Annotated in this window: 22 protein-coding genes and 1 riboswitch; of the genes, 15 read left to right on the plus strand and 7 right to left on the minus strand. The window is 71.8% G+C overall.

The genetic code is table 11. The features are described from left to right. Positions 1 to 27 precede the first annotated feature (27 nt). Complete coding sequence (locus AC07F3_RS24555) at positions 28 to 2,391, minus strand: chitinase C-terminal domain-containing protein (RefSeq protein WP_479116583.1); 2,364 nt, start codon at positions 2,389 to 2,391, stop codon at positions 28 to 30. 287 nt (positions 2,392 to 2,678) lie between these two features. Then, positions 2,679 to 2,809, plus strand: a riboswitch (FMN riboswitch). 164 nt (positions 2,810 to 2,973) lie between these two features. Here AC07F3_RS24555 and ribD point away from each other — a divergent pair. The 10 genes from ribD (at position 2,974) to AC07F3_RS24605 (ending at position 11,517) form a co-directional block, all read left to right on the plus strand. Continuing rightward, positions 2,974 to 4,062 carry a bifunctional diaminohydroxyphosphoribosylaminopyrimidine deaminase/5-amino-6-(5-phosphoribosylamino)uracil reductase RibD gene (ribD, locus tag AC07F3_RS24560; RefSeq protein WP_479116584.1) on the plus strand — a complete coding sequence of 363 codons (1,089 nt, stop codon included), beginning with the start codon at positions 2,974 to 2,976 and terminating at the stop codon, positions 4,060 to 4,062. A gap of 2 nt (positions 4,063 to 4,064) precedes the next feature. After that, complete coding sequence (locus tag AC07F3_RS24565) at positions 4,065 to 4,673, plus strand: riboflavin synthase (protein WP_479116585.1); 609 nt, start codon at positions 4,065 to 4,067, stop codon at positions 4,671 to 4,673. 5 nt (positions 4,674 to 4,678) lie between these two features. After that, positions 4,679 to 5,323, plus strand: coding sequence for a nicotinamide mononucleotide transporter family protein (locus AC07F3_RS24570; RefSeq protein ID WP_479116660.1), 645 nt, complete (start codon positions 4,679 to 4,681; stop codon positions 5,321 to 5,323). Next, positions 5,320 to 6,612 carry a bifunctional 3,4-dihydroxy-2-butanone-4-phosphate synthase/GTP cyclohydrolase II gene (locus AC07F3_RS24575; RefSeq protein WP_479116586.1) on the plus strand — a complete coding sequence of 431 codons (1,293 nt, stop codon included), beginning with the start codon at positions 5,320 to 5,322 and terminating at the stop codon, positions 6,610 to 6,612. Before AC07F3_RS24570 ends, AC07F3_RS24575 begins: the two co-directional genes overlap by 4 nt. Before the next feature lie 35 nt (positions 6,613 to 6,647). Beyond that, positions 6,648 to 7,133, plus strand: a complete 486-nt coding sequence (gene ribH, locus AC07F3_RS24580) for a 6,7-dimethyl-8-ribityllumazine synthase (RefSeq protein ID WP_114038075.1) — start codon at positions 6,648 to 6,650, stop codon at positions 7,131 to 7,133. A 35-nt stretch (positions 7,134 to 7,168) separates the two neighbouring features. Beyond that, the gene (locus AC07F3_RS24585) at positions 7,169 to 7,450 is read left to right on the plus strand and encodes a phosphoribosyl-ATP diphosphatase (RefSeq protein ID WP_479116587.1); all 282 of its coding nucleotides are present in this window, start codon (positions 7,169 to 7,171) and stop codon (positions 7,448 to 7,450) included. A gap of 69 nt (positions 7,451 to 7,519) precedes the next feature. Beyond that, positions 7,520 to 8,377 carry an ATP phosphoribosyltransferase gene (hisG, locus tag AC07F3_RS24590; protein WP_479116588.1) on the plus strand — a complete coding sequence of 286 codons (858 nt, stop codon included), beginning with the start codon at positions 7,520 to 7,522 and terminating at the stop codon, positions 8,375 to 8,377. 48 nt (positions 8,378 to 8,425) lie between these two features. Beyond that, positions 8,426 to 8,905, plus strand: coding sequence for a PH domain-containing protein (locus AC07F3_RS24595; protein WP_479116589.1), 480 nt, complete (start codon positions 8,426 to 8,428; stop codon positions 8,903 to 8,905). A gap of 183 nt (positions 8,906 to 9,088) precedes the next feature. Next, the gene (locus AC07F3_RS24600) at positions 9,089 to 10,426 is read left to right on the plus strand and encodes a hemolysin family protein (protein ID WP_479116590.1); all 1,338 of its coding nucleotides are present in this window, start codon (positions 9,089 to 9,091) and stop codon (positions 10,424 to 10,426) included. Then, a complete protein-coding gene (locus AC07F3_RS24605) occupies positions 10,423 to 11,517 on the plus strand; it encodes a hemolysin family protein (RefSeq protein WP_479116591.1) in 1,095 nt (364 codons plus the stop codon). The genes AC07F3_RS24600 and AC07F3_RS24605 overlap by 4 nt, the downstream gene beginning before the upstream one ends. A 3-nt stretch (positions 11,518 to 11,520) precedes the next feature. On the opposite strand, the gene AC07F3_RS24610 is transcribed toward AC07F3_RS24605, so the two are convergent. Both AC07F3_RS24610 and AC07F3_RS24615 read right to left on the minus strand, forming a co-directional pair. Continuing rightward, complete coding sequence (locus tag AC07F3_RS24610; protein WP_479116592.1) at positions 11,521 to 13,416, minus strand: AAA family ATPase; 1,896 nt, start codon at positions 13,414 to 13,416, stop codon at positions 11,521 to 11,523. Positions 13,417 to 13,750: 334 nt separating this feature from the next. Continuing rightward, a complete protein-coding gene (locus AC07F3_RS24615; protein ID WP_479116593.1) occupies positions 13,751 to 14,401 on the minus strand; it encodes a uridine kinase family protein in 651 nt (216 codons plus the stop codon). 297 nt (positions 14,402 to 14,698) lie between these two features. Here AC07F3_RS24615 and AC07F3_RS24620 point away from each other — a divergent pair, with 297 nt between their 5' ends. Together AC07F3_RS24620 and AC07F3_RS24625 are read left to right on the plus strand one after the other, a co-directional pair. Continuing rightward, positions 14,699 to 16,084 carry a C39 family peptidase gene (locus AC07F3_RS24620; RefSeq protein ID WP_479116594.1) on the plus strand — a complete coding sequence of 462 codons (1,386 nt, stop codon included), beginning with the start codon at positions 14,699 to 14,701 and terminating at the stop codon, positions 16,082 to 16,084. Positions 16,085 to 16,202: 118 nt separating this feature from the next. After that, positions 16,203 to 16,367 (plus strand): SCO1431 family membrane protein, encoded by a 165-nt coding sequence (locus AC07F3_RS24625; protein WP_469838976.1) that lies wholly within the window; start codon positions 16,203 to 16,205, stop codon positions 16,365 to 16,367. On the opposite strand, the gene AC07F3_RS24630 is transcribed toward AC07F3_RS24625, so the two are convergent. The 3 genes from AC07F3_RS24630 to AC07F3_RS24640 form a co-directional block, all read right to left on the minus strand. Then, complete coding sequence (locus AC07F3_RS24630) at positions 16,368 to 17,249, minus strand: hypothetical protein (RefSeq protein WP_479116595.1); 882 nt, start codon at positions 17,247 to 17,249, stop codon at positions 16,368 to 16,370. It abuts the gene before it with no gap. Next, positions 17,246 to 18,361 (minus strand): DUF6114 domain-containing protein, encoded by a 1,116-nt coding sequence (locus tag AC07F3_RS24635; RefSeq protein WP_479116596.1) that lies wholly within the window; start codon positions 18,359 to 18,361, stop codon positions 17,246 to 17,248. The genes AC07F3_RS24630 and AC07F3_RS24635 overlap by 4 nt, the downstream gene beginning before the upstream one ends. Positions 18,362 to 18,423: 62 nt before the next feature. Continuing rightward, complete coding sequence (locus AC07F3_RS24640; protein WP_479116597.1) at positions 18,424 to 19,038, minus strand: DUF6230 family protein; 615 nt, start codon at positions 19,036 to 19,038, stop codon at positions 18,424 to 18,426. Positions 19,039 to 19,149: 111 nt separating this feature from the next. Here AC07F3_RS24640 and AC07F3_RS24645 point away from each other — a divergent pair, with 111 nt between their 5' ends. Then, positions 19,150 to 19,779, plus strand: coding sequence for a TetR/AcrR family transcriptional regulator (locus tag AC07F3_RS24645; protein ID WP_479116598.1), 630 nt, complete (start codon positions 19,150 to 19,152; stop codon positions 19,777 to 19,779). A 61-nt stretch (positions 19,780 to 19,840) separates the two neighbouring features. Here the strand turns inward: AC07F3_RS24645 and AC07F3_RS24650 are convergent, their stop codons facing one another. Beyond that, positions 19,841 to 21,085, minus strand: coding sequence for a glycoside hydrolase family 18 protein (locus AC07F3_RS24650; RefSeq protein ID WP_479116599.1), 1,245 nt, complete (start codon positions 21,083 to 21,085; stop codon positions 19,841 to 19,843). A 358-nt stretch (positions 21,086 to 21,443) separates the two neighbouring features. Here AC07F3_RS24650 and AC07F3_RS24655 point away from each other — a divergent pair, with 358 nt between their 5' ends. Both AC07F3_RS24655 and AC07F3_RS24660 read left to right on the plus strand, forming a co-directional pair. Continuing rightward, complete coding sequence (locus AC07F3_RS24655) at positions 21,444 to 22,616, plus strand: acyl-CoA dehydrogenase family protein (RefSeq protein WP_479116600.1); 1,173 nt, start codon at positions 21,444 to 21,446, stop codon at positions 22,614 to 22,616. 1,194 nt (positions 22,617 to 23,810) lie between these two features. Beyond that, positions 23,811 to 24,935 carry an Rv3169 family protein gene (locus tag AC07F3_RS24660; RefSeq protein ID WP_479116601.1) on the plus strand — a complete coding sequence of 375 codons (1,125 nt, stop codon included), beginning with the start codon at positions 23,811 to 23,813 and terminating at the stop codon, positions 24,933 to 24,935. Positions 24,936 to 24,954: the final 19 nt, after the last annotated feature.

Genomic DNA, 24,954 nt, shown 5'->3' on the forward strand with positions numbered 1-24,954 from the left:
GCCGGGCGCAAGGGGCGGGGAGCCGGATCAGCAGGCGCCGAGGTCCTGCCAGACTCCCCAGTCACCGGTAGTACCCGGTTCCTCGCCCTTCGTCCACCACTTGGACTTCCAAGTGTGTGCCTTGTACGAGACGGTCGCGCCGCCGCCGTACTCGGATCCGGCCGACCAGAGCGGCGCCGCGCAGGTGCCACCGGAGGGCGTGGGCGACGGCGAGGGGCCGCCGGTTCCCGAGGCCGTCGGGGTCGGTGCCGGGGAGGGCGAGGACGTGCCGGGGTCGCTCACGGTCGCGCCCCGGGTGTGGTCCCCGGCCAGGGCGTAGGTCTTGCCACCGAAGGTCACCGTCCAGTTCGAGGGAGTGGAAACCGGCAGGTAGTAGACGAAGTCGAGGGTGACCGAGGCGCCCGGAGCCAGCGACTGCCAGCTCGGCAGCTTCAGCGAGACGCGGTTGTAGTCGCCCTTGAGGCCGCCGATGTTGTTCGCCGCGGTGTGGTCGCTGCGCACGATCGTGGTGCCGAAGCCGGACTGGTCCTTGGCGTTGGCCGGGGCCGAGGTGCCGTAGTCGAACTGGAACTCCGTGCCGCCGGGCAGCGTCGCCGTGGTGTTGTTGGTGAGCGTCACCTTGGGGCTGATGGGGTAGTTGGAGTCGCCGAGCGGGAACTGCCCGAAGTCCACGCCGATGTTCAGCGCCTGGGCGGGCAGAGCGATCGTGGAGCGCTTGTTGCCGTACGGGGCGGCCGACTTGAACTTGTCGTACATCGTGCTGGTGAGGGTCGAGCCCTGCTCGTACTGGCCCTTGGCCGCGTTCCAGCCGAAGTCGCCGGCCAGCTCCCAGACCATGGTGCCGCCGATGCCCTTGTCCACGACGTAGTCGGCCTTGGCGCCGACGGACTGCTCGTCCTCGGTGGACAGGAAGACCTTCTTCTGGTCGTTCCACAGCCAGGGCGCCACGAGCGTGGAGTCGTAGTTGCGTACGTAGCTGCCGGTCAGCTGGGTGGAGGCGGGAAGGCCGTACCGGGTGACGTAGTCGCCGACGATCCCCTTCTCCAGGTTCTTGGCGTGCCACATCGGGTTGGAGCCCGCCGGGGCCTCCTTGCCGTTGGCGTCAAGGTCGTGCCAGAGGTTGTCGATGCCGACGGCGCCGTCACCGCAGGTGGTGAGCCCGGACCCGGCCGGGCAGGTGGTCGAGGGCGCCTTGCCCCACAGTCCGTTGGTGCCGCCCTGCACGTTCTCGAATCCGCGCGTGTAGTACGGCAGGCCCATGTTGATGCGCCCGGCCGGCATCGAGCCGCGGAAGTAGTGGTAGGCCCAGTCGGCGTTGAGATAGCCGATCCCGCCGTACTGGGAGGTGGAGTAGACGCCGGCGGCCGCGAGTTCCGCGTCCTTGCCGTCGTCGAAGAGCGAGGCGTTGGGGCCGACGTAACTGTTCCAGGCGCCGTGCAGGTCGTAGGACATGATGTTGACGTAGTCCAGGTACTGCTGGACCTGGAAGGTCTCCATGCCGCGCAGCAGATAGCCGGACGACGGTGCGGCAACGGACAGCAGATAGTGTTTTCCGTCGGCCGCCCCCGCGCGGTCGAGCCTCTCGCGCAGCGACTTCATGAGCGCCGCGTAGCCCTTGACGAGACCGGCCCGGCGGCCGTTGGAGATCGTCAGGTCGAGCGGGTTGCCCGCGTCCTTCATCGTCGTCGGGTACTCGTAGTCGATGTCGACGCCGTTGAAGCCGTACTTCTTGATGAAGGCGACCGCCGAGTCGGCGAACGTGTCGACGCCCGCCTGGTTGACCGAGCCGTCCGCGTTGGTGGCCATGGAGTAGAAGCCGCCGGAGCCGACCCGCTTGCCGTCGTCACCGAAGTAGCCGCCGGTCTCGGCCCAACCGCCCACGGAGATCAGGGTCTTCACGTTGGGGTGCTGCTTCTTGAACTTGTTGAGCAGATTGAAATGGCCCTTGTAGGGGAGTGAGGGGTCCATCTCGGCCCCCGCGACACCGGGCCAGGTCATGCCGGTGGCTGCGTTCTTCTCGCTGTCCGAGCCGACGGAGATCTTGTTGTCCGGACCGACGTGCGCGAAGGCGTAGTTGACGTGGGTGACCTTGTCCCACGGGATGTCCGGGGCCAGGTAGGCGGGTGTCCCGTCCTGGCCGGTGCGCCAGCCGGTGAAATAGCCGATGACGCGGCGCTGGTGGTCGGCGCCCATCTTCTCGCGGCCGTCGGTGTCGTACACCGAGCAGTACGGGACGTCGACGCCCGGAGTCTTGTAGAGGCCGTCGGGACGACAGGCCTCGTTGTCGACGGCGGCGTGCGAGACGCCGGTGGACAGCGAGCCGAACAGCAGCCCGGCGACCGCGGTGGCGGTCGTGAGCAGCGCGGCCCGTCTGCGGGTGGGGGACAGCACGAGCGGTTCCTCCTGGGAGGTCGGGGCGGAACACAACGAACAGGGCGGTGGTCGTGCGCGGCCCCGGCGTGCGCACACCGGCGGGCCTCTCCTCGGAGGTGACGCAGAGATTAAAAGGACTAGACCAGTGCGTCAATAGGTATGGACCAAAGGGAACGCCTCGGCCTTGTGCCCCCGCCGGGCCGCGCTGGAGTGCCGCTCGAATCAGGCCATTCTGTGAGCCAGGCCACAGCAACTCACTCGCATGGCCTTCGATCAGGCGTGGCACACTGGCCCTGTACCAGCAGCAGCGCACTCCGGGGTCGGTGTAATTCCGAACCGGCGGTAATAGTCCGCGACCCGTCCGCATCCAGCGGCCGGTTGACCAGGTGAAATTCCTGGACCGACGGTGAAAGTCCGGATGGGAGGCAGTGCGCGGCGGGCGGACCGTTCCACGGTCGCGCCGGCCGTCTGTTACCGGTCGCCCGTCAAGGCACCGGTCTCTTTCGGCCGTGGCGTGAGCTGTGCGCGATGGTCTGTTTCCCGCTCTCTGTCGTCATCGACAGGCCCCGGAGTCCGTGCCCGAAGAGGCAGGAGGACCCGGTGGCCACCCCAGCCGACGCAGCCACCATGCGCCGAGCCATTGAGCTCGCCGCGCGTGGGCTCGGCTCCACCAGCCCCAACCCGGTCGTCGGGTGCGTCATCACCGACGCCTCGGGCACGGTCGTCGGCGAGGGCTTCCACCAGCGGGCCGGCGGCCCGCACGCCGAGGTCCACGCCCTGGAAGCCGCGGGCGCCTCCGCTCGCGGCGGCACGGCGTACGTCACCCTGGAGCCCTGCAACCACACCGGCCGCACCGGCCCCTGCGCCCAGGCGCTCATCGCCGCCGGCGTCAGCCGCGTCGTGTACGCGGTGGGCGACCCGAACCCGCAGGCGACCGGCGGCGCCGACACCCTGCGCGCGGCCGGCGTCCAGGTCGAGCAGGGGCTCCTCGGCGACGAGGCCGAGGCGGTCAACACCGCCTGGCTCACCTCCGTACGCCTCGGCCGCCCCCACGTCACCTGGAAGTACGCGGCGACGCTCGACGGGCGCACCGCCGCCGGGGACGGCACCAGCCGCTGGATCACCTCCGCCGAGTCCCGCGCGGACGTCCACCGGCTGCGTGCCGAGTGCGACGCCGTGGTCGTGGGCTCCGGCACCGCCCGCACCGACGACCCGCACCTCGCGGTCCGCGGCATCGACGGGGCGACCCAGCCCCTGCGCGTGGCCGTGGACACCGGCGCCACCGCGGTGAAGCCCGGCGCCCGCATCCTCGACGACGCGGCACCCACCCTGATCGCGGTCGCCGACGACGCCGACGCGTCCCACCTGCCCCCGGACGCGGTCCTGCGCATCGCGCGCACCGCCACCGGTCTGGACATCCGGGCGCTGCTCGCCGCCCTGCACACCCGCGGGGTGCGCTCCGTACTCCTGGAGGGCGGCCCCACCCTCGCCGGGGCCTTCGTCGCCGCGGGCGCCGTCGACCGGGTCGTCGGCTACCTCGCACCCGCCCTGCTCGGCGCCGGTCCCACCGCGCTCGCCGGAGCAGGAATCTCCACCATCGCCGAGGCGTTGCGGCTCGACATCACCGAGACCGTGCGCATCGGCCCCGATCTGCGCATCACCGCCACCCCTCTCGCCAAGGAGCGCTGAACGTGTTCACCGGAATCGTCGAAGAGCTGGGCGAGGTCACCGCCATCGAGAACCTCGGTGACGCCTCCCGCTTCCGTCTGCGCGGCCCCGTCGTGACCGAGGACGCCGGGCACGGCGACTCGATCGCCGTCAACGGCGTGTGTCTGACCGTCGTGGAGTTCGGCGACGGCGAGTTCACCGCCGACGTGATGGAGGAGACGCTCCTGCGCTCCAGCCTCGGCGCCCTGGAGGTCGGCTCCCGCGTCAACCTGGAGCGGCCGATGGCCGTCGGCGGCCGCCTCGGCGGGCACATCGTGCAGGGCCACGTCGACGGCACCGGCACGGTGCTCGCGCGCACGCCCTCGGAGAACTGGGAGATCGTCAAGATCGCCCTTCCCGCACACCTCTCCCGCTACGTCGTCGAGAAGGGCTCCATCACCGTCGACGGCGTCAGCCTCACGGTCGTGGACGCCGCGGCCGACCACTTCACCATCAGCCTCATCCCGACCACCCTCGCGCTGACCACGCTCGGCATCAAGCAGCCCGGCGACCCGGTCAACCTCGAGGTCGACGTCATCGCGAAGTACGTCGAGCGACTGCTCGGCGCCGGCTACGGGGGGAACGACAAGTGAGCGCAGTGAACTGGCTGAACGGCGAGGCCTTCACGGTCCTCGGACAGCACATCAAGTGGTCGGACATGACCGGCAACACGATCGGCCTGATCGCCCTCGCGCTCGGCTGGCGCCGGTCCATATGGACCTGGCCCGCCCAGTTCGTCTCGGGCCTCGTCCTCTTCGTGGCCTTCGCCGCCGGTCACCTCTCCGGCAGCGCGGGCAAACAGGTCGTCGTGATGACCGTGGCCGCGGGCGGCTGGATCGCCTGGAGCCGGGGCAGGCGGCAGGCGCAGGACGGCACCATCGCCGTGCGGTTCGCCACCTGGCGCGAGCGGGCCCTCCTGCTCGCCGGCGCGGCCGTCGGCACGGTCGCCGTCGCGAGCCTGTTCACCGCCTACCCGGCCCTGTCCTGGGACCCGTGGCCCGACGCCTACGTCTTCGTGGGCACCGTCGTCGCCATGTACGCCCAGGCCCGCGGCATGGTCGAGTTCTGGTTCGCCTGGCTGCTCGTCGACGTCGTCGGCGTGCCCCTGAACTTCGCCAACGGCTACGCCTTCTCCGGCTTCGTCTACGTCATTTACGGCGCGCTCGTCCTGTGGGGACTGCGCGACTGGTGGCTGCGCTCGCGCACGAGCGTCAAGCCCGTCCTGGAAGGAGCGACGGCATGACCACGCACGCGCCCACCTGGTACTCCACCGACAACCGCGAGGACCTCGCCCTCGACCCCGTCGAGCAGGCCATCCGCGACATCGCGGCCGGCCGGCCGGTGGTCGTCGTCGACGACGAGGACCGCGAGAACGAGGGCGACCTCGTCATCGCCGCCGAGAAGGCCACCCCCGAGATCGTCGCGTTCATGATGAGCGAGTGCCGCGGCCTGATCTGCGCGCCCATGGAGGGCGAGGACCTCGACCGGCTCGAACTGCCGCAGATGGTCGACCACAACACCGAGTCGATGAAGACCGCGTTCACCGTCTCGGTGGACGCGAGCGCCGCGCACGGCGTGAGCACCGGCATCTCGGCCGCCGACCGCGCCACCACGCTGCGCCTGCTCGCCGACGGCCACTCCGGCTCCGGTGACTTCGTCCGCCCCGGCCACGTCTTCCCGCTGCGCGCCAAGCCCGGCGGCGTCCTTGTGCGCAACGGCCACACCGAGGCCGCGGTCGACCTCGCCCGGCTCGCCGGGCTCGCCCCGGCCGGCGCCATCGTCGAGATCGCGGGCGAGGACGGCGTCATGCTGCGCCTGCCCGAACTCGTCCCGTTCGCCCGCAAGCACGGCCTGACGATCATCTCCATCGAGGACCTGATCGCCTACCGGCGCTCCGCCGAGCCGACGGTGCGCCGCGAGGCCGAGGTCCAACTGCCCACCGCGGCCGGGGAGTTCACCGCCTTCGGCTACCGTTCCACCGTGGACGGCGTCGAGCACGTCGCGCTGGTGCACGGCGACGTCGGCGACGGCGAGGACGTCCTGGTCCGGGTCCATTCCGAGTGCCTGACCGGAGACATCTTCTCCTCGCTGCGCTGCGACTGCGGCCCCCAGCTCCAGGCCTCCATGGAACGCATCACCGAGGCCGGCCGCGGCGTCGTGGTCTACCTGCGCGGCCACGAGGGCCGCGGCATCGGCCTGCTGTCCAAGCTGCGCGCGTACGAACTCCAGGAGCGCGGCCGCGACACCCTCGACGCCAACCTGGAGCTCGGCCTGCCCGCCGACGCCCGCGACTACGCGGCCGGCGCCCAGATCCTCGCCGACCTCGGCGTGCGCAGCCTGCGGCTCATGACCAACAACCCCGACAAGATCACCGCGCTGGTACGGCACGGCCTGACGGTCTCGGGGCGCGAGCCCATGCCGGTCCAGGCGGGCGAGCACAACCTCGGCTACCTGCGCACCAAGCGGGACCGCATGGGGCACGACCTTCCGTGGCTCGACGCCGCCTCGGCGTCGGCCTGCGGCAACCAGTAAGCCAGTAAGCACACCGGAACACCTGAGGAGAGCACGTGAGTGGCAAGGGCGCACCCGAACTGTCCGTACGCAACTGCGGAGACCTCCGTGTCGCCGTGGTCGCGGCACAGTGGCACGAGAAGGTGATGGACGGACTCGTCGACGGCGCCCTGCGCGCCCTGCACGAACTCGGCATCGACGAGCCGACGCTGCTGCGCGTCCCGGGCAGCTTCGAACTGCCGGTCGTGGCCAAGGTCCTCGCGGGCCGCGGCTACGATGCCGTCGTCGCGCTCGGCGTCGTGATCAGGGGCGGTACCCCGCACTTCGAGTACGTGTGTCAAGGTGTCACCAACGGTCTCACCCAGGTCAGCGTCGACACCGGCGTACCCGTCGGATTCGGCGTGCTGACCTGCGACACCGAGGAGCAGGCCCTGGACCGGGCCGGCCTCGAAGGGTCGAACGAGGACAAGGGGCACGAAGCGGTCACCGCCGCCGTGGCCACCGCGGCCACGCTGCGCACGGTCAGCGAACCCTGGCGCTGAGCGACCGGAACCCACCCCTTACCCTAAGAAGCATCATGGCGAACAAACCCACCAAGAGCTTCGAAGAGCTCTTCACCGAGCTCCAGCTCAAGGCCGCCAGCGGCGACCCCAGCACCTCCCGCACCGCCGAGCTGGTGGACAAGGGCGTCCATGCCATCGGCAAGAAGGTCGTCGAGGAGGCCGCCGAAGTCTGGATGGCCGCCGAGTACGAGGGCAAGGAAGCCACCGCCGAGGAGATCTCCCAGCTGCTGTACCACGTCCAGGTGATGATGGTCGCGCGCGGGATCTCCCTCGACGACGTCTACGCCCACCTGTAAGCACCCCGGGCCCGGCCCACCGGTCCGGGCAACGCCGTACGACTCCGTCCACACAAGGAAGCTGACCTCATGCTGCGCATCGCCGTCCCCAACAAGGGTTCACTGTCCGGACCTGCGTCGGCGATGCTCCATGAGGCCGGCTACCGGATGCGCAAGGAGTCCAAGGAACTCGTCACCGTCGACCCCGTCAACGAGGTCGAGTTCTTCTACCTGCGCCCCAAGGACATCGCGATCTACGTGTCCGCAGGCAAGCTCGACATCGGCATCACCGGCGAGGACCTGCTGATCGACTCCGGCGCCGAGGCCGAGGTCATCCTGCCGCTCGGCTTCGCCCGCTCCACCTTCCGCTTCGCCGCCAAGCCCGGCACCGTCACGTCCGTCCAGGACCTGGCGGGCAAAACGATCGCCACCTCCTACGAGGGCATCGTCGCCAAGCACCTGGCCGAGGCCGGCGTCGACGCCTCCGTGGTGCACCTCGACGGCGCGGTGGAGACCGCGATCGAGCTGGGCGTCGCCCAGGCCATCGCCGACGTCGTGGAGACCGGCACCTCGCTGCGCAACGCGGGCCTGGAGGTCTTCGGCGAGCCGATCATGAAGTCCGAGGCGGCCGTCATCCGCCGCACCGGCGCCGGTGCGGACGGTGCCACCCAGCTGAAGGTCGAGCAGTTCCTGCGCCGCCTCCAGGGCGTCCTCGTGGCCCGCAGCTACGTGATGATGGACTACGACTGCCGCGCCGAACACCTGGAGCGGGCCGTCGCGCTCACCCCCGGCCTGGAGTCGCCGACCATCTCCCCGCTGCACAACGAGGGCTGGGTCGCGGTCCGCTCGATGGTCCCCGCCAAGGACTCCCAGCGGGTCATGGACGACCTGTACGAGCTGGGTGCCCGGGCGATCCTCACCACGGCCATCCACGCCTGCCGCCTCTGACGGCCGGCCGCACGACCGCGACGACAGCGACCGAAAGCGAACGACACCGTGTCCGCCCCCGCCCCCCTGCCCCCCGCCCTGCCGATCACGTTCAGGCCGACCCGCACCCGGGCCGTCCTGCTGATCAGCGCCGCCGCCATGTTCGTCGCGATGACGGTGATGTCGCTGCTCCTGGAGACGCTGAGCGGGGGCGAGCGGGGCAGCTTCATCCTCATGGCCGCCCTGTTCGCCGGGGTGCTCGTGCTGCTCAGCCGGCCCAAGGTGGTCGCCGACGACGCGGGCGTCACGGTCGTCAACCTCACCGCACGGCGCCGCCTCGCCTGGGCGGAGATCCTCCGGGTGAACCTCCGTCCGGGCGACCCCTGGGTCTTCCTCGACCTCAGCGACGGCACCAGCCTGCCCGTGCTCGGAATCCAGCCCGGCATCGGCAAGGCCCGCGCCATCCGCGACGCCAAGGCGCTGCGCGCGCTCGCCGAGACCCACGGCACCGGGGCCGATTCCCCCGGCGCGCCCGGCGACAACGGCTGAGCCCCCTGCCCCACCTGGCACCATCTTGATTACCCTGATGTCGGCGGCGCCGAGCGCGCCCCGCCCCGCACACGGGCCTGCACCATCGGCCGCGGGGCACCTGCGACCCGAGGAGTGACTCCCTCCAGCAATGGACGGACCGTCCGGTAGTACCTGCGCCGCCCCCTCCCAGGAGGCGGCGGCATGACCATCACGCTTGGGCTGCTCTTCGCGGCCTTCCTCCTGATCCTCGCCAACGGCTTCTTCGTGGCGGCCGAGTTCGGCCTGGTCACCGTCGACCGGCCGGACGCCGAGCGGGCCGCGGCCGACGGCGACCGCAGAGCCGGCACCGTGGTGCGCGCGCTCGGCGAGCTGTCCTTCCAGCTGTCCGGCACCCAGCTCGGCATCACCATCACCTCGCTCGTCGTCGGCATGCTCGCCGAGCCCGCGCTCGCCGACCTGCTCGACGGACCCATCGGCGCCACCGGTCTGCCGGCCGGCGCGGTCTCCGGCATCAGCGTCGTGCTCGGCATGCTGCTCGCGGCCGCCGTGCAGATGGTGGTCGGCGAGCTCGTGCCGAAGAACTGGGCGGTGTCCAGGCCGCTCCACGTGGCCCGCTTCGTGGCCGGGCCGCAGGACCGCTTCTCGCGGCTCTTCCGCCCGGTCATCGCCCTGCTCAACACGGTCGCCAACCGCCTGGTGCGGGCGCTCGGCGTGGAGCCCGCCGACGAGCTGGCCTCCGCCCGCACCCCTGGTGAACTGGTCTCCCTGGTCAGGCACTCGGCGCGGGCCGGAGCCCTGGAGCAGGACACCGCCGACCTGTTCGTACGGACCCTCTCGCTCGGCCACCTCACGGCCGAGAACGTGATGACCCCGCGCGTCAAGGTCAGCGCGCTCCAGACCACCGCGACCGCGGCCGACGTCCTCAACCTCACCCGCGCCACCGGCCTCTCCCGCTTTCCGGTCTACCGGGAGCGGATCGACGAGGTCGTGGGCATGGTCCACCTCAAGGACGCGCTCGCGGTCCGGCCGCCGGAGCGGCTGCGCACCGCGGTCGGCCTGATCGCGGTGCCGCCGCTGCTGGTCCCGGAGACGCTGCCGGTGCAGCAGCTCCTGGAGCGGCTGCGCAGCGAGCAGCCGATAGCCGTCGTCGTCGACGAGTACGGCGGCACGGCCGGCGTCGTCACCCTCGAGGACATCATCGAGGAACTGGTCGGCGAGGTCCGCGACGAGCACGACGGCGCGGACGCCGCCCGGCCCGAACTCGCCGTCGTGGCGGGCGAGGACGGCCGTCCCGCCTGGGAGGCCGACGGCAGCTGCCGGGTCCTCTCGCTCGGCCGGATAGGCCTGGAGGCCCCCGAGGGACCGTACGAGACCGTGGCCGGCCTGGTCGCCGACCTGCTCGGCCGCATCCCGGTTCCCGGTGACCGGGTCGAGCTGCCCGGCTGGCGCATCCAGGTCCGCCGGGTGGAGCGGTACCGCGCGGAGCGGGTCCGCTTCGTGCGGGCGGCCGACGCGCCGGTGGCGGAGGCGGTCCGATGAGCCTGCTCCAACTCCTGTTCGCGCTGCTGCTCGTGCTCGCCAACGGCTTCTTCGTCGGCGCCGAGTTCGCGCTGGTCTCGGTGCGCCGCAGCCAGATCGAACCGCTGGCCGCCGGGTCCTCGCGGGCCCGCCAGGTGCTGCACGGCCTGGAGAACCTGCCGCAGATGATGGCCGCCGCCCAATTCGGCATCACCGTCTGCTCGTTGACGCTCGGCGCGGTCGCCGAGCCGACCGTGGCCCGGCTCCTGGAGCCCGTGTTCCAGGCGGCCCGGATCCCCGAGGGGCTCGTCCACCCGCTGGGCTATGTCATCGCGCTCGCCCTGGTGGTCTCGCTCCACCTGGTGATCGGCGAGATGGTCCCGAAGAACCTGGCGATGGCGGCGCCCGAGAAGACCGCGCTCTGGTTCAGCCCGGGCCTGGTCGCCTTCGCCCGGGTCTGCAAGCCGGTGACCATCGCGCTCGGCGCCTGCGCGCGGCTGATTCTGAGACTCTTCCGGGTCGAGCCGAAGGACGAGGTGGAGGCCGTCTTCACCAGCGTCCAGCTCGGCCGCCTCGTGGAGGACTCCGGGCAGGCCGGGCTCCTGGAGCCGGAGGCCCAGGAACGCCTGGAGGACGCCCTGGAACTGGGCAGCCGCCCCGTCACCGACGTCCTGCTCGACCGGGCCTCACTGGTGACGGTGGACTGCTCGGTGACGCCCAGGGAGCTGGAGGAGCTGACGGTACGCACCGGCTACTCCCGCTTCCCGGTGTGCGCGGAGGGTGGCGCCTTCATGGGCTTCCTGCACGTCAAGGACGTACTCGACGTGGAGGACCGGGAGCGTGCGGTGCCGCAGCAGCTGTGGCGCCCGCTCGCCACGCTGCGGGCCGAACTGCCCCTGGACGACGCCCTGACCGTGATGCGCCGCGCGGCGACGCACCTGGCCCAGGTCGCGGACGGTTCCGGCCGGGTGCTCGGCCTGGTCGCCCTGGAGGACGTCCTGGAGAAGCTGGTGGGCGAGGTCCGCGACCCCGCGCACCGCGAGGAGCCCACCGCGCTCGCCCGGCTCGCCGAGCCGCGCGGCGAACAGGCCCAGCAGGCGCTGGCCGGCTAGCCGCTAGAGCGGTTCCTGCGGGTCGCGGCGGGCGGGGCCGCGACCCGACAGGACCTCTCCGTACGCCTGCATCAGATCGGGCAGGCGCAGGGTGGAGAGGTCGTCGCGGGTGGGCGTGGCGGGATACATCGACAGCCTCAGGTCCCGGTAGGCGCAGCTCTTCTCGTACAGGGTGCGCAGGAAGCGGCCGTTGCCGAGCTCGTCGATCCAGCCTTGGTCGACGACGTGCCCGCTGATCGAGCGCAGCTCCTCCAGCGCCTCCTCGTCCCACGCGTCCCCGTTCTCCCCGGCCAGCACCTCGCCGATCGAGGTGAGTTCGAGGGGCCGGTAGGAGGGGAAGTCGACGCGGGTGGTGAAGCGGGAGGACAGGCCCGGGTTGGTGGCGAGCAGCCGGTCCATGCCCTCGGGGTAGCCGGCCAGGATGACCACCAGGTGGTCCCGGTTGTCCTCGGCGCGCTTGAGGAGCACTTGGAGCGCTTCGTCGCCGTACGCGTCGCCCTTGCTGTAGCCGGAGTTGGAGAGCGAGTAGGCCTCGTCGACGAAGAGGACGCCGCCCAGCGCCGAGTCGATCAGCTCGTTGGCCTTGACGGCGGTCTGGCCGAGGAACTCGCCCACCAGGTCAGCCCGTTGGGCCTCCACCAGGTGATCGCCGCCGAGGAGTCCGAGTGCGTAGAAGACGCGGCCCAGGATGCGTGCCACGGTGGTCTTGCCGGTGCCGGAGGGGCCGGAGAAGACAAAGTGACGTTTCGGCGGCTGGACGGGCAGGCCCTGACTGGCCCTGAGCCGGGCCATGTTGAGCTGCGCGGACAGCGCCTTGACCTGACGCTTGACCGGTTCGAGGCCCACCATCCGCTCCAGTTCGGCGAGTGCCTCGGCGAGCAGGACGGGATCGGTGGGCCCGGCGGGGAACTGCGGGGGCGTCGGCTGCGAGGGGATGCCGGGCTTGTCCCGTACGCCGTCGCGCGCCCCGCGCGGCGGGCCGGCGGGCGGCGCCTGGGGTTCGCCGCCCAGCCGGAGCTCGCGGCCCTCGGGCGGATCCAGGCCGAGCACGGACTCGGCCTCCGCCTCCACCGTGTCGCCGAAGCCGGACAGGGCGACAGCGGCGAGGTCGGGGGAGTCGGCGGAGCCGTCGTACCCGTCGTTCTCGGTGATCGCGGTCAGCCGCGCCGAGGTGTCCATGAACGCAGGGTCGACGCGGTGCACCGCCCGGTACAGGGGGAGGGCCGCGGCCGAGCGGCCGGTGCCCTCGTGGGCGCGGGCCAGCCAGTAGCGCAGCTCCTTGCGCTGGGGCTGTTCGCTGCGGCAGCGCATCAGCGCGGCCGAGAGCAGCGGCTCGGCCTGGCCGAACATCTCCAGGCGCACCCGGGCCATCCCGCCGAAGAGACCGGCCTCGATGCCGAGCAGCGGATCGTCGACCAACGGCTCGGTGTGGCGGACCAGTTGCTCCCAGTCCTTGACGAGATAGGCCCGGCAGGCGTGCAGGAAGCGCACCTGCGGGTCGGTGTCGACGGGAGGCAGCCCGGCCAACGCCCGGTCCAGTTCCGGCACATGGCGGCCGTCCAGCCAGTGCGAGGCGTGGGCGAGCAGCAGATCGCGCGGGCTCTCCAGGACGGGCTGGACCCACCAGCCGAGCCAGTACCAGGAGTTGAGGGTCCTGCGGTGGCCCGCTCGCTGTTCGCCGAAGCGTTCGCGGTGCCGGTACATGCGCAGCAGCGCGGTCGTCGTGTCCACGCGCAGGGCGTGCAGTCCGAGCCAGCCGTCCGCCATCGAGGGGTCGAGCCGCACCGCCGTGCGGAACTCCTCCTCGGCCTGCGGATACGCGCCCATGGTGTAGGCGTCCACACCGCGCAGCCAGGCGAGCTCGGCCGGGGCGTGCGCGCCCGTAGTGCCGAAGTCCATCACGTCCCCCACCACCGTGCCCCGTGCTGAACCGCCAATTCACAGAAGGGAATTGACGGGAGTTGACCGCACCGTTGTGCATCGTACCTGCGGAAAGGCCCGCTGCCGAAGGGGGCGCGGAGGGAGCTCCGGTGGTGACCCAGGGTGAGCGAAATGCCCTGCGTGACGGGCTCGTTGAGGGGGAAAGGGCAGAACGAAGCCCCCGATCACGGGGGAACAACCGGGGGCTTCGCGTCCGCGGCGGCTTCGGAAAGCCGCACATTGAGAACGTAAGACCTGTATGGCCCCTGGGTCAAGCGGAGTTGAGGGACTGCGGGGGCTGTTTTGCGACTCTTCAGTGCGGTGGGGTGAGGTCGTCACGGTGCGTGAGCGGACGGGCCTCGCAGGGTGTCGAATCGGGTCCCGGGAGCCACTCGTACCCCTCCCGCACCTGACGTACCAGGACGTCGGCGAAGGGTCTCGACGGGTCTTCCGCGAAATGGCACATCTCCGCCGCCGTCCAGTCGTCCCAGAAAGCGGAGAGTCCGATTCCGTCGCGGCTCCGGCCCCGCGCCCAGGACGCCTGTGCGTCCAGTTCCATCCAGACCAGCAGCGCCAGGGAAGGCCGCAGCTTCCGGCGTCCGGCGCCGACGCCCTCGATCAGGACCACGGGCGCGGGCGCCACGGCGCGCGCGGCCCCGAAGCGCCGCAGATTCCAGTCGTACGGCTCGTACCGGCCTCTCTCGCCGCGCGCGAGGGGGTCGAGCAGCTGCCGGCGCAGGCGGTCCGTCCAGCCGAAGAACTCCTCGTGCGTGGCCAGATCGTCCAGGTGCAGCACCGGCGCCCCGCCCAGCGCCCGCGCGAGGCGGTCCGCGAACGTGGACTTGCCGGACCCCGCGTGGCCGTCCACCGCGACCAGCCGCACCGGCCCGCAGGACGGGGGCAACTCCCGCACCAGAGCGGCCAGTTCGGCCACGGCGGTGTCAGGGGGGGGTGTGCTGTCCATGGCGTCCTGCCTGGTGGTTCGGTGGGTGCGGTGAGCGGCCCGCGCGCCCGGGAGGGAGCGGGGGATGTCGACGGTACCCCGGCGTCCGGGGGTGTGGCGCGAGGCTGCGCCCGGGCCCACCGCCGGGCCCCGGGACTCGCGGCTTCCGGCTCATGCCCAGGTCACGCCAGTGGTCGAGACCAATATTGGCGGTGGGGCGCGTGCCGAATCACTGGCCGAAGGTGCCTTCGACCCGCGATAGTTGGCCCGCTGTCGTGCACTCGCCGCCGCATCCGCACCCGACTGGGGGTCTCCACCGTGACCAGCCCAACCCCGCGCAGAACCGTCCTCGCCGCGGCCGTCGCCCTCGCCGCGGGCGCCGCCGTGGCCGGATCCGCAGGACCCGCGTCCGCGTCCCAGGGGCCCGCGACCGCCTCCGGCGGCGCGGCCCGACCCCAGCAGGGACCGCAGCTCGTGGACAACCAGGCCTGGACCACGCACGCCCAATGGCGCTCCGGCACCGCGGACGGCGTGCGTACCGAGGGGGGCCGCCGACCCGGCATCGTCATCGACCGCCCGGCCGGAACCACCTCGTACACCGACCCGCACACCAACAGGACCGCCACCTGGGAGTACGCGAGCTGGACCTCGCCGGTCCACCGGAGCGAGGTGCCCGCGACCGAGGCCGTCGCCCACTGGAACGCCCGCACCCCGGCCGGCACCTGGCTCCAGGTCGAACTGCTCGGCACCTACACGGACGGCACCGCCACCCCGGCGTACGTCATGGGCCGCTGGACGGCGGGCGACGGCGACACCGACATCCGGCGGACCTCCGTGGACGGCCAGGGCGACGGCAAGAGCTCGATCTCGACGGACACCTTCGCCATCGACACCCCGGCCGGCGGCCTGCGCCTGGCCTCCTACCGGCTGCGGGTCACGCTCTACCGGCTCCCGGGCAGCGGGCTCACGCCGACGGTGTGGCGGGTCGGCGCCATGGCATCCGACATCCCGGACCGTTTCACGGTGGACGCCTCGACCCCGGGGTTCGCGGGCGAGCTGGACGTGCCGAGCTACTCGCAGGAGATCCACAAGGGCCAGTACCCGCAGTACGACAACGGCGGCGAGGCCTGGTGCAGCCCCACCTCCTCGCAGATGATCATCGAGCACTGGGGGCGGCGGCCGAGCCCGGCCGACCTCGCCTGGGTCGACCCCTCCTACGCGGACCCGCAGGTGTGCCAGGCCGCCCGGGGGACCTACGACTACCAGTACGCGGGCTGCGGCAACTGGCCCTTCAACGCCGCGTACGCCGCCACCTACCGGGACATGAGCTCCGTCGTGACCCGGCTGCGCTCGCTGAACGACGTGGAGACGCTGGTCCGCGCGGGCATCCCGGCCATAACGTCCCAGTCCTTCCTGGCGACCGAGCTGACCGGTGCGGGCTACGGCACCTCGGGACACCTGATGACGGTGATCGGCTTCACCGACGACGGCGACGTGATCGCCCACGACCCGGCGGCCCCGGACGACGCGGCCGTGCGCCGCGTCTACCGCCGGCGCGAGTTCGAGAACATCTGGCTGCGGACCAAGCGCCACAACGCCTCCGGGAAAGTGGTGTCGGGCACAGGGGGCGTCTGCTACCTGTACTGGCCCGCGTACCCGACGGCCAGGCAGCGCAAGGCCCTCGCGGCGGTCGGCATCCACTGAGCGGTCCCCGGCGTCCCGGGGCAGTGACGAACGTCTCTACCCCCGGGGCGCGGTCCGCTGGCACTGTGGACAGGTCACCGGGGGGACCGTGCACCGCCACACGACCGAGTGAGTTCCCATGACCCTGCCTGCCACCACCGTCGACGATCCCCGCGCGCTGGCCGAGCTCCGCGCCCGGACCGGCGGCCCCAAGGACACCGGCCCCAAGATCCTGGAGCACGTCCTCGGCTGGACCCTCGTGGTGGTCCTGGCGATGCTGGTCACGCAGTCCGGCCTGCTGTAGCTACGACGCGGGGGCGAGGTCGAGCTCGGCCTTCCAGTGCCGGTCCGGGATGCCGACCAGGCCGTAGAGCAGCCGCACCGGTGAGCGCCGGGCCAGCAGAACGGCGCCCGCCACCGCGGCGAACACCACCAGTCCCACCGGCCACCCCGCCAGGCGCACCAGCAGGCTCGCGGCGACGGCGCCGATGAACGGCAGCCCGTAGACCCCGGCCGCCGCGATCGCCACCGCGAGCACCCGGCCCACCTTGCGGTCCTCGTCCGCGCCCGGCAGCTCCCAGCCCTCCATCAGCCAGCCGATCTCGGTGATCAGGAGGGTGCCGAGCACCGCGGCGCCGAGGATCAGCAGCGCGAGGAAGGTGCCGGACGTGAGGAAGCGCAGCAGGTCGTTGACGACGCTGTCCTTCGGCCACTCCCGCAGCGCCCCCTGGCTCGTGGTGAGCAGCCGCCGGTAGCCCGTGCCGTCCCAGCCGTGCACGAGCATCCCGAACAGCAGGAAGTGCCCGCCCACGCTCTGCAGATAGGCCCAGTAGCCCGCGCCCACGAGCACGAGCCACTGCGCCACGAGGAAGCCGAGCAGCGCGGCCACGACGGTGCCGCCCGCGTAGCAGAGCACGAACCCGGCCCAGATCCCGTGGTGGTCCCGGGCCACCTGCATGGTCGCCCATGACGGGTTCTGCCACATCATGAACAGCCCGGTCGGCACCAGGAGCACGGCCGCGAACAGCACGGTCAGCGTCAGGTACGGGTTGGCGGCGCGGCTGCGGGTGCGCACCCCTTCCTCGTGCACCGAGCGCTGCCACCACTGGAGCTGGCGGGCCGCCGAGACGGCGAAGACCGCTCCGGTCGCGTACGCCCAGAAGAGGGCGGCCTGGATCGGGATCACGATGCCCCCAGCGTCAGTCCGTTCGCGACGATCGAGTCCGAGGTGACCAGCGCCTGCTCGGCCGTCACGTCGGTCATGAAGACGAACGGCGGGACGACCGGCGGCACCGGCAGGGTGGTGGGGTCGAAGGTGATGCAGAGCAGCCCTTCGAGGCAGCCGCTGAACTTGGTGAGGTAGAGCGTCACATGGCCTTTGAGGTCCAACGAGCTGGCGCCCAGGGTGAGTTCGTCGTGGCCGTCGCGCGTGTGGAGGCGGTAGTCGGTGAGCGAGGCCGACGTCATCCTCAGGATCATGACCTTGAGCGGGCCGTGCGCGGTGGGCACGGTGGTCACCCCCGCGAGCAGGAAGCCGTTGGGGGAGAACCGGGTGGTGGTGACCGTCGGCGGCACCGCCGGGGCGGTCACCGTCCCCGGCGGCGGCGCCTGCTCGATCCGGTGCCCGCCGAGCGTGACCAGCAGGGCGACCGGAAGGGCCGCGGCCAGGGTGCGCTGGGTGCGCACCCGGGGCACCCGCTCCTCCTCCTTCGGTGTCCAGCCGAAGCCCATCGCGCTGCCCGTGATGCCCAGGGCCATCCCCACCAGGAAGCCGCCGAGGTTGGTGGCGGCGAAGGAGAGCACCGACAGGATCAGGGCGTTGACGGACACGTACTGCCGGGTGTGCGGCAGGAACCAGAGGAAGAGCCCGGCCGCGACGAGGGCGAGTCCGATGCCGATCGCGGCGATCCCGCCGAGCCCGAGGCTGACCAGAATGGTCAGCGGGGACAGCGGCACCACGAGCAGTTCGAGACCGCCGAGGACGAGGTAGAGCCCGGCCCAGAAGGGCCGCGTGCGCCGCCAGCCCCGGAACGCGCGCCGGGCCTCGGGCAGCGGGAGCCGCTCGTCGAGGGCCGGGAACCGGAGGCCTCGCGGAGTCTCGCCTGGGGCGGGACCGCCCCAGGAGGCGGCTCGCGGTTCGCCGGCGCGGGGCCCCGTCCCCTCACTGGCGCGGGGCCCCGCGCCCTGGCCGGTCCGCGCGCCGGTAACGGGCCCGGCGAGTGGACCGACAGCCTGGCTGGGGGCCGCGGCCCCCGGCCACAGGCCCTCGCCCGCCCGCGGGTCGCCCTGCACCCGCACGGGCGGCCGCTGGGCCGGCGCACTCCGGCCGGTGCGCGGGGGTCTGAGCAGCGCCAGTCGTCTCAGAAGCACTTCTTGCCGCCGATGCTCACATCGACCTTCATCCCCTTCAGCCGGAAGTTCCCGCCGGTCGCCGACCAGGCGTGCGACTTCACGCCGTTGACCTCGATGTTCCCGGCCTGTAGCCCGAACTTGCCCGGTTCGCCCTGAACTCCCTTGACCGCGTCGAGCGTCGAGGCGTCCCGGCCGATCTGGGCGGTGCCGAACTGCGCGTCGCCGACCAGGTCCTCGCCGTCGATGACCAGGTTGCTGGCCGTGACCTCACCCGCGTCGCCGCCCGCCGTCAGCTTGAACACCACGGTGCCGACCGGGGTGCTGACCTCGGCGGACTGGCAGATGTCGCTGAGCCGGGCGTCGCCGATGCCGAGCAGCGCCACCGGGTGCCCCTTCCCGTCGACCGACTTGTCGGTCTGCACGTACGAGGAGAGCCCCGAGCTGGTCAGCTTCCCCGACGCGACCTGGAAGCTGGTGCCGGAGACCGCGAAGGACGCGGCCAGCGCGCCCTCGGCCATCACGTTGGCCATGATCCCTACGGCGACCACCGCCGGCAGGGCGACGACCGCGGTCTTCTTCCAGGCGGTTCCGCCTTCGGCCAACGGCCGCTTGGCTGCGCTCACTTGGTCCTCCCGTACGATCCGTCGAACCCGCGAAAGCCGGTGCAGGGGGAGTGCGAATGCAGGTCTGCCATACTGCGGGCATCCTGTGGCAGTTGGAGAGTAGGGCCGGATTTGAATAATAGTCAACAGCGCGGAACGACCGTAAAATCCCAGGTCCGCCGCTCCGAACTCATCGCGACTGGCCGGAAGTTGTTCGCCGACACCTCCTACGACGCCTTGTCGATGGACGACATCGCTCAGCACGCCGGGGTCGCGAAGGGGCTGATCTACTACTACTTCAAGTCCAAACGGGGCTACTACCTGGCCATAGTCGAGGACTCCGTGGCGGACCTGGTGTCGCGTGCGGCGAGCGACACCGACCTGCCCCGCGCCGAACGGGTCCACCGCACCATCGACGGCTACCTCCGGTACGCCGAGCACCATCAGGCGGCCTACCGGACGATCGTCAGCGGCGGCGTCGGCTTCGACACCCAGGTGCAGGCCATCCGGGACGCGGTGCGCGAGGAGCTGATAGCGACCATCGCCGAGGGTGCCTACGGCAGCCGCGAGATACCCGCCCTCGCCCGGCTCGCCCTGGTCGGTTGGCTGGGCACCGTGGAGAGCGTCACGCTCGACTGGCTGGGGGTCCTGGAGCCGCCGCGCGACACCGTGCGCGAGCTGCTGGTGCGGATGCTGCGCCACACCCTGGACACCATCGAGGAATTCGAGCCGTCCTGCCCCGCCCCGGAGCCGTCGGCCTGAATCCGGGCATGCCGCCGGGGCGGTCGGCGACGGCCGACCGCCCCAGCGCTCAACTCCCGTTCTAGTGGATCGACTTGATCAGCTCACCGTTGCTCGTGTCCCCGCTCAGCTCCCAGAAGAAGGTGCCGCCGAGGCCCTGGTGGTTCTTGTAGGTCATCTTTCCGGCGATGGTGGCCGGGGTGTCGTAGCTCCACCAGTTGTTGCCGCAGTACGCGTACGCCGTCCCCGCGACGGTGCCGTTGGCGGGGCACTTGGACCTGAGCACCTTGTAGTCGTCGATGCCCTGCTCGTAGGTGCCCGCCGCGGGCCCGGTCGCGGTGCCGCCCGGCGCCTTCTGCGTCACGCCCGTCCAGCCGCGCCCGTAGAACCCGATGCCGAGCAGGAGCTTGCCCGACGGGATGCCGAGCCCCTTGAGCCTGCTGATCGCCGCGTCGGTGTCGAAGCCCTGCGTGGGGATCCCGCTGTAGGAGGTCAGTGGCGAGTGCGGGGCGGTCGGGCCCTGGGCCGCCCAGGCGCCGAAGAAGTCGTACGTCATCGGGTTGTACCAGTCGACGTACTGGGCCGCGCCCGCGTAGTCGGTGGCGTCGATCTTGCCCTTTGGCGAGGCGTCGGCGGTGATGGCGGCAGTGACCAGGTTGGAGCGGCCGAACTTCGAACGCAGCGCCGCCAGAAGGTTCTTGAAGGCCTCGCGCCCGCTGGTGTCACAGGTGAGCCCGCAGGCGTTGGGGTACTCCCAGTCGACGTCGATGCCGTCGAAGACGTCCGCCCAGCGCGGGTCCTTGACCAGGCCGTAGCAGGAGTCGGCGAACGCGGCGGGATTCTTCGCGGCCTCGCCGAACCCGCCCGACCAGGTCCAACCGCCGAACGACCAGAGGACCTTGAGCCCGGGGTGCTTCTTCTTGAGCTCGCGGAGCTGGTTGATGCTGCCGGCCACCGGCTGGTCCCACTTGTCGGCGGTGCCGTCGACGCTGGAGGCGGCGTCGTACGTCTTCTGGTAGTCGGCGTAGGCGTCGCCGACGGCGCACTTGCCGCCGGTGACGTTGCCGAAGGCGTAGTTGATGTGGGTCAGCCGGGCGGCCGAGCCCGAGGTCTCGATGTTCTTCACGTGGTAGTTGCGCTGGTAGACGCCCCAGTCGGTGAAGTATCCGACGACCTTGGAGCCCGCCGCCGCGGCGCGCGGGGTCTGCGGGGTCCGGTCGGGGGAGGCGGTGGCGCTGCCCGCGCCGGCGAGCAGGGTGACGCCGAGCGCGCCGGTGCACGCGGCGGCGATCAGCGCTCTGAGGCGGGCGGGACGGGGTCCGAGCATCGTGATCTCCTCGTGGGGAAGGGGAGAGCGGGGGCCGGGCACGACTGCTTTGACATGAACGCACTAAGTCGCTGGAGGGAACGCTAGAAGGACTAGACCAGTGCGGTCAATGGTGCGGACCAATTCCGGAGTGCCGGATTCCAGCGCTGGTCGCCGCTGGGGACCCGGTGGAAATCGTGATCTTGGGGCCAGTGACGGGACGCGTCCGATCGGGCATACTCACAGCGCCACGGCCACCCGCCTGCTACTTCCGTGACCCGGAGGGGAAGGTAACGGCCGTAGAGCAGAGTCACCGGCGGCGCCGCCACACCCTGCGCGTGCGGCCGTCGAAGCGCCCGACAGGGAGGAGAGCGCCGCCATGCCCGACCGTGCCCCACAGCCGGTGGAACGACAGCTGCCCACCGAAGAGGCCCGGGACCTCGTCGCGCTGGTGCGCGACATCGTCCAGCGGGAGATCGCGCCTCGGGCCGCCGAGCAGGAGGACGCCGGGTACTTCCCGCGCGAGATCTTCACCCTGCTCTCCGAATCCGGCCTCCTCGGCCTCCCGTACGACTCCGAGTTCGGCGGCGGCGACCAGCCCTACGAGGTCTACCTCCAGGTGCTCGAAGAGCTCGCCTCGGCCCGCCTCACGGTCGGCCTCGGCGTGAGCGTCCACTCGCTCGCCTGCCACGCGCTGGCGGGCTACGGCACCAAGGAGCAGCAGACCGAGCACCTGCCCGCCATGCTCGGCGGCGGCCTGCTCGGCGCGTACTGCCTCTCCGAGCCCTCCTCGGGTTCCGACGCCGCCTCGCTGCGCACCAAGGCCGTGCGGGACGGCGGCGACTGGGTCATCACCGGCACCAAGGCCTGGATCACCCACGGCGGGATCGCCGACTTCTACACCGTGCTGGCCCGCACCGGCGGTGAGGGCGCCCGCGGCATCACGGCCTTCCTCGTCCCGGGCGACGCCGAGGGGCTGAGCGCGGCCGCGCCCGAGAAGAAGATGGGCATGAAGGGCTCGCCCACCGCCCAGCTCCACTTCGACGGCGTACGCGTCCCCGACGCCCGCCGGGTCGGCGAGGAGGGCCAGGGCTTCGCGATCGCCCTCTCCGCGCTCGACTCGGGGCGGCTCGGCATCGCGGCCTGCGCGATCGGTGTCGCCCAGGCCGCCCTCGACGAGGCCCTCGCGTACGCCACCGGGCGCGAGCAGTTCGGCCGTCCCATCGCCGACTTCCAGGGCCTGCGCTTCATGCTCGCCGACATGGCGACCCAGATCGAGGCGGGCCGCGCGCTGTACCTGGCCGCCGCCCGGCTCCGCGACGCCGGCCGCCCGTTCTCCCGCCAGGCCGCGATGGCCAAGCTGTTCTGCACGGACGCCGCGATGAAGGTGACCACGGACGCGGTCCAGGTCCTGGGGGGTTACGGCTACACGGCCGACTTCCCCGTCGAGCGGTTCATGCGCGAGGCGAAGGTGCTTCAGATCGTCGAGGGCACGAACCAGATTCAGCGCATGGTCATCGCCCGCCACCTCGCGGGTCCGGAGACCCGCTGACCCCCGCCGCGCCGTGCCCCGGCCACACCGGGGCCGCCGCGAGCCGGGCCCACTCCTGGTCCCGGTGGCCCGGGAGGGTCCGCCCCTTGCTGGCCCAATGGTGTAGCAGGGCCTGGTAGATGGGCGCGTCAGCGTGCCGCAGAACCGATTCTTCTGTGGGGGTGGCGGGGGTGGGCGGCGCGAGCCGGCGTCGTCCTCGGCCGGGTGCGGTCGAATGAAGCAAACTCATGGCTTGGCCAACGCGACCCGCCGCGCGGGGGTCACCCCCGGGAAGATTCGGCCGTACGTCCGAACCCCGCCGCCCCCGCGCCCCTTCGTCGCGCCTCCACCCCGTCGGCCGGGGTGCCGCGGCGTTGCCCACGCCGATCCGGCCGCGGCAGCCCTCCGCGGGGCCCTGCGGCGGCCCCGTCCCTCACCTGAACTCCCGCGAGCTTGAGCCTTGTTGGGACCTCGACCGTGCGGCGGCTCCGCGTGGTTCCCGCGCCGTCTGACCCGCGGGGGGTGGTGGTGCGGGCCCCGGCCCCTGTGTGGTGTCGGCTTCCCGGCCGTGTGGGGTTGTTCGCGCAGTTCCCCGCGCCCCTGGGGGTGTAGGTGCAGGAGGTCGTAGTGGTGTGGCCCCCTGGCCCCGGTGTGTGGTCGGCTTCCCGGCCGTGTGGGGTTGTTCGCGCAGTTCCCCGCGCCCCTGGGGGGTGTGGGTGCGGGGGGGGGGGCGTGGTGGTGCGGCTCCCTGGCCCCGGTGGATTGTCGGCTTCCGGTCGTGTGGGGTTGTTCGCGCAGTTCCTCGCGCCCCTGAGGGTGTGGGGGGCTGGGGTGTTGGCCCTGGGGCCCTTGGGTGGGGGCGGGGTGGTTTTGGCTTGGTCGGTGTTTGAGGGTGGGCGTCTTTCGGGGGCGAGGCGGGGGGCCGGGGCGGAGCCCCGGGAGGGGTGCAGGGGACGAAGTCCCCGCGGGGGGCTGGGGCGCAGCCCCAGGGGCGGAACCCTCCAACCCCCGTCACGGGTGGGTGGGTGGGGAACTCCCTGAGGGGCGGGTGGAGTTCGCGCTTGGGGTCCGGGCGTGGCCCGGCAGTTGACGTCTCCGACCCCCGTCACGGGTGGGCGGGGGACTCCCTGGGGTGCAGGGGGCGCGCTCGGGGTATGGCGGGGTGGCGGGGAGCTGACGTACCGTCAGGTTTTCTACTTGCGCCGGAGGTTGCTCATGCCGCCCCAGGACCGACCCGTCCCGCTCGACGAGTACCCCATCCACCAGGCCCCGCTCTCGATGAAGCACGTCGTGACCGGTGACCGCAACGCCTACGACCGCTGCATCTTCCACGTCTTCGACCACCAGGGCCGCGCCCTGCTCATCGCGGGCCTCGGGGTCTACCCCAACACCGGGGTGATCGACGCCTACGCCACCCTCCGCGTGGGCGACCGCCTGCACGCCGTCCGTGCGTCCGACGCCCTCACGGACGACCGTATGAACCTCGCCGTCGGCCCCCTGCGGATCACCGTTGACGTCCCGCTGCGCCGCCTCGGCCTGCACTGCGCTCCCGATCCGGGCGACCCGAATTCACTCTCGTACGACATCGTCTGGAACGCGGACTTCCCCGCGCTGTGGGAACCCCATCACGTGCAGCGCCGGGGCGACCGGCTCACGCTGGAGGGGCGGCGGTTCGTGCAGGCGGGCCGGTGCGAGGGCGTGATCCGCGTCGGCGGCGAGGAGACGGCCGTGACGGCGGGGGAGTGGACCGGGACGCGCGACCGCAGCTGGGGGGTGCGGCCGCTCCCCGGCGAGGACGCCGGGCGCGGCGACGAGTACCGGCCCGAGGGCTTCCACTGGCTGTGGGTCCCGGCCCGGTTCGACGACCGGTTCGTGATGGTCGTCGCTCAGGAGGACGCCGACGGCTACCGCACCCTGAACGAGGCGGTACTGGTGCGCGACGGGCACCCCGACGCCCAACTCGGCTGGCCGCAGGCCGACATCACCTACCGCCCCGGCACCCGCCACCCCGAACGCGCGGTCATCCACCTCACCGACCAGTCCCGCAAACCCCTCGAACTCGGCGTCGAGATCCTCGCCTCCTCGCCGCTCGCGGTCGGCGCCGGCTACCCGCCCGCCGACGGCTGGCAGCACGGCACCTGGCAGGGGCGCGGCTGGACCGACCGGCAGGTCTACGACCTGTCCGACCCGGCCGCCCACCCGATGGCCGCCTACGGCGTCACCGACCACGCCGCCCGCTTCACCCTCGACGGGCGGACCGGATACGGGATCTTCGAGCACGGCAGCTTCGGCCGCCACGACCCCAGCGGCTTCGCCGACCACACCTCCGTCGCCCCCTGAGGCCCGCCGCGAAGGAGCA

Source organism: Streptomyces sp. NPDC045846 (assembly GCF_056431605.1).

Coding starts and splice junctions, on each gene's coding strand:
- AC07F3_RS24610 (WP_479116592.1), bottom strand. CDS start 13,416: ATGGACTTCGGCACTACGGGCGCGCACGCCCCGGCCGAGCTCGCCTGG.
- AC07F3_RS24625 (WP_469838976.1), top strand. CDS start 16,203: ATGACCCTGCCTGCCACCACCGTCGACGATCCCCGCGCGCTGGCCGAG.
- AC07F3_RS24615 (WP_479116593.1), bottom strand. CDS start 14,401: ATGGACAGCACACCCCCCCCTGACACCGCCGTGGCCGAACTGGCCGCT.
- AC07F3_RS24660 (WP_479116601.1), top strand. CDS start 23,811: ATGCCGCCCCAGGACCGACCCGTCCCGCTCGACGAGTACCCCATCCAC.
- AC07F3_RS24605 (WP_479116591.1), top strand. CDS start 10,423: ATGAGCCTGCTCCAACTCCTGTTCGCGCTGCTGCTCGTGCTCGCCAAC.
- AC07F3_RS24585 (WP_479116587.1), top strand. CDS start 7,169: ATGGCGAACAAACCCACCAAGAGCTTCGAAGAGCTCTTCACCGAGCTC.
- AC07F3_RS24650 (WP_479116599.1), bottom strand. CDS start 21,085: ATGCTCGGACCCCGTCCCGCCCGCCTCAGAGCGCTGATCGCCGCCGCG.
- AC07F3_RS24655 (WP_479116600.1), top strand. CDS start 21,444: ATGCCCGACCGTGCCCCACAGCCGGTGGAACGACAGCTGCCCACCGAA.
- hisG (WP_479116588.1), top strand. CDS start 7,520: ATGCTGCGCATCGCCGTCCCCAACAAGGGTTCACTGTCCGGACCTGCG.
- AC07F3_RS24600 (WP_479116590.1), top strand. CDS start 9,089: ATGACCATCACGCTTGGGCTGCTCTTCGCGGCCTTCCTCCTGATCCTC.
- AC07F3_RS24575 (WP_479116586.1), top strand. CDS start 5,320: ATGACCACGCACGCGCCCACCTGGTACTCCACCGACAACCGCGAGGAC.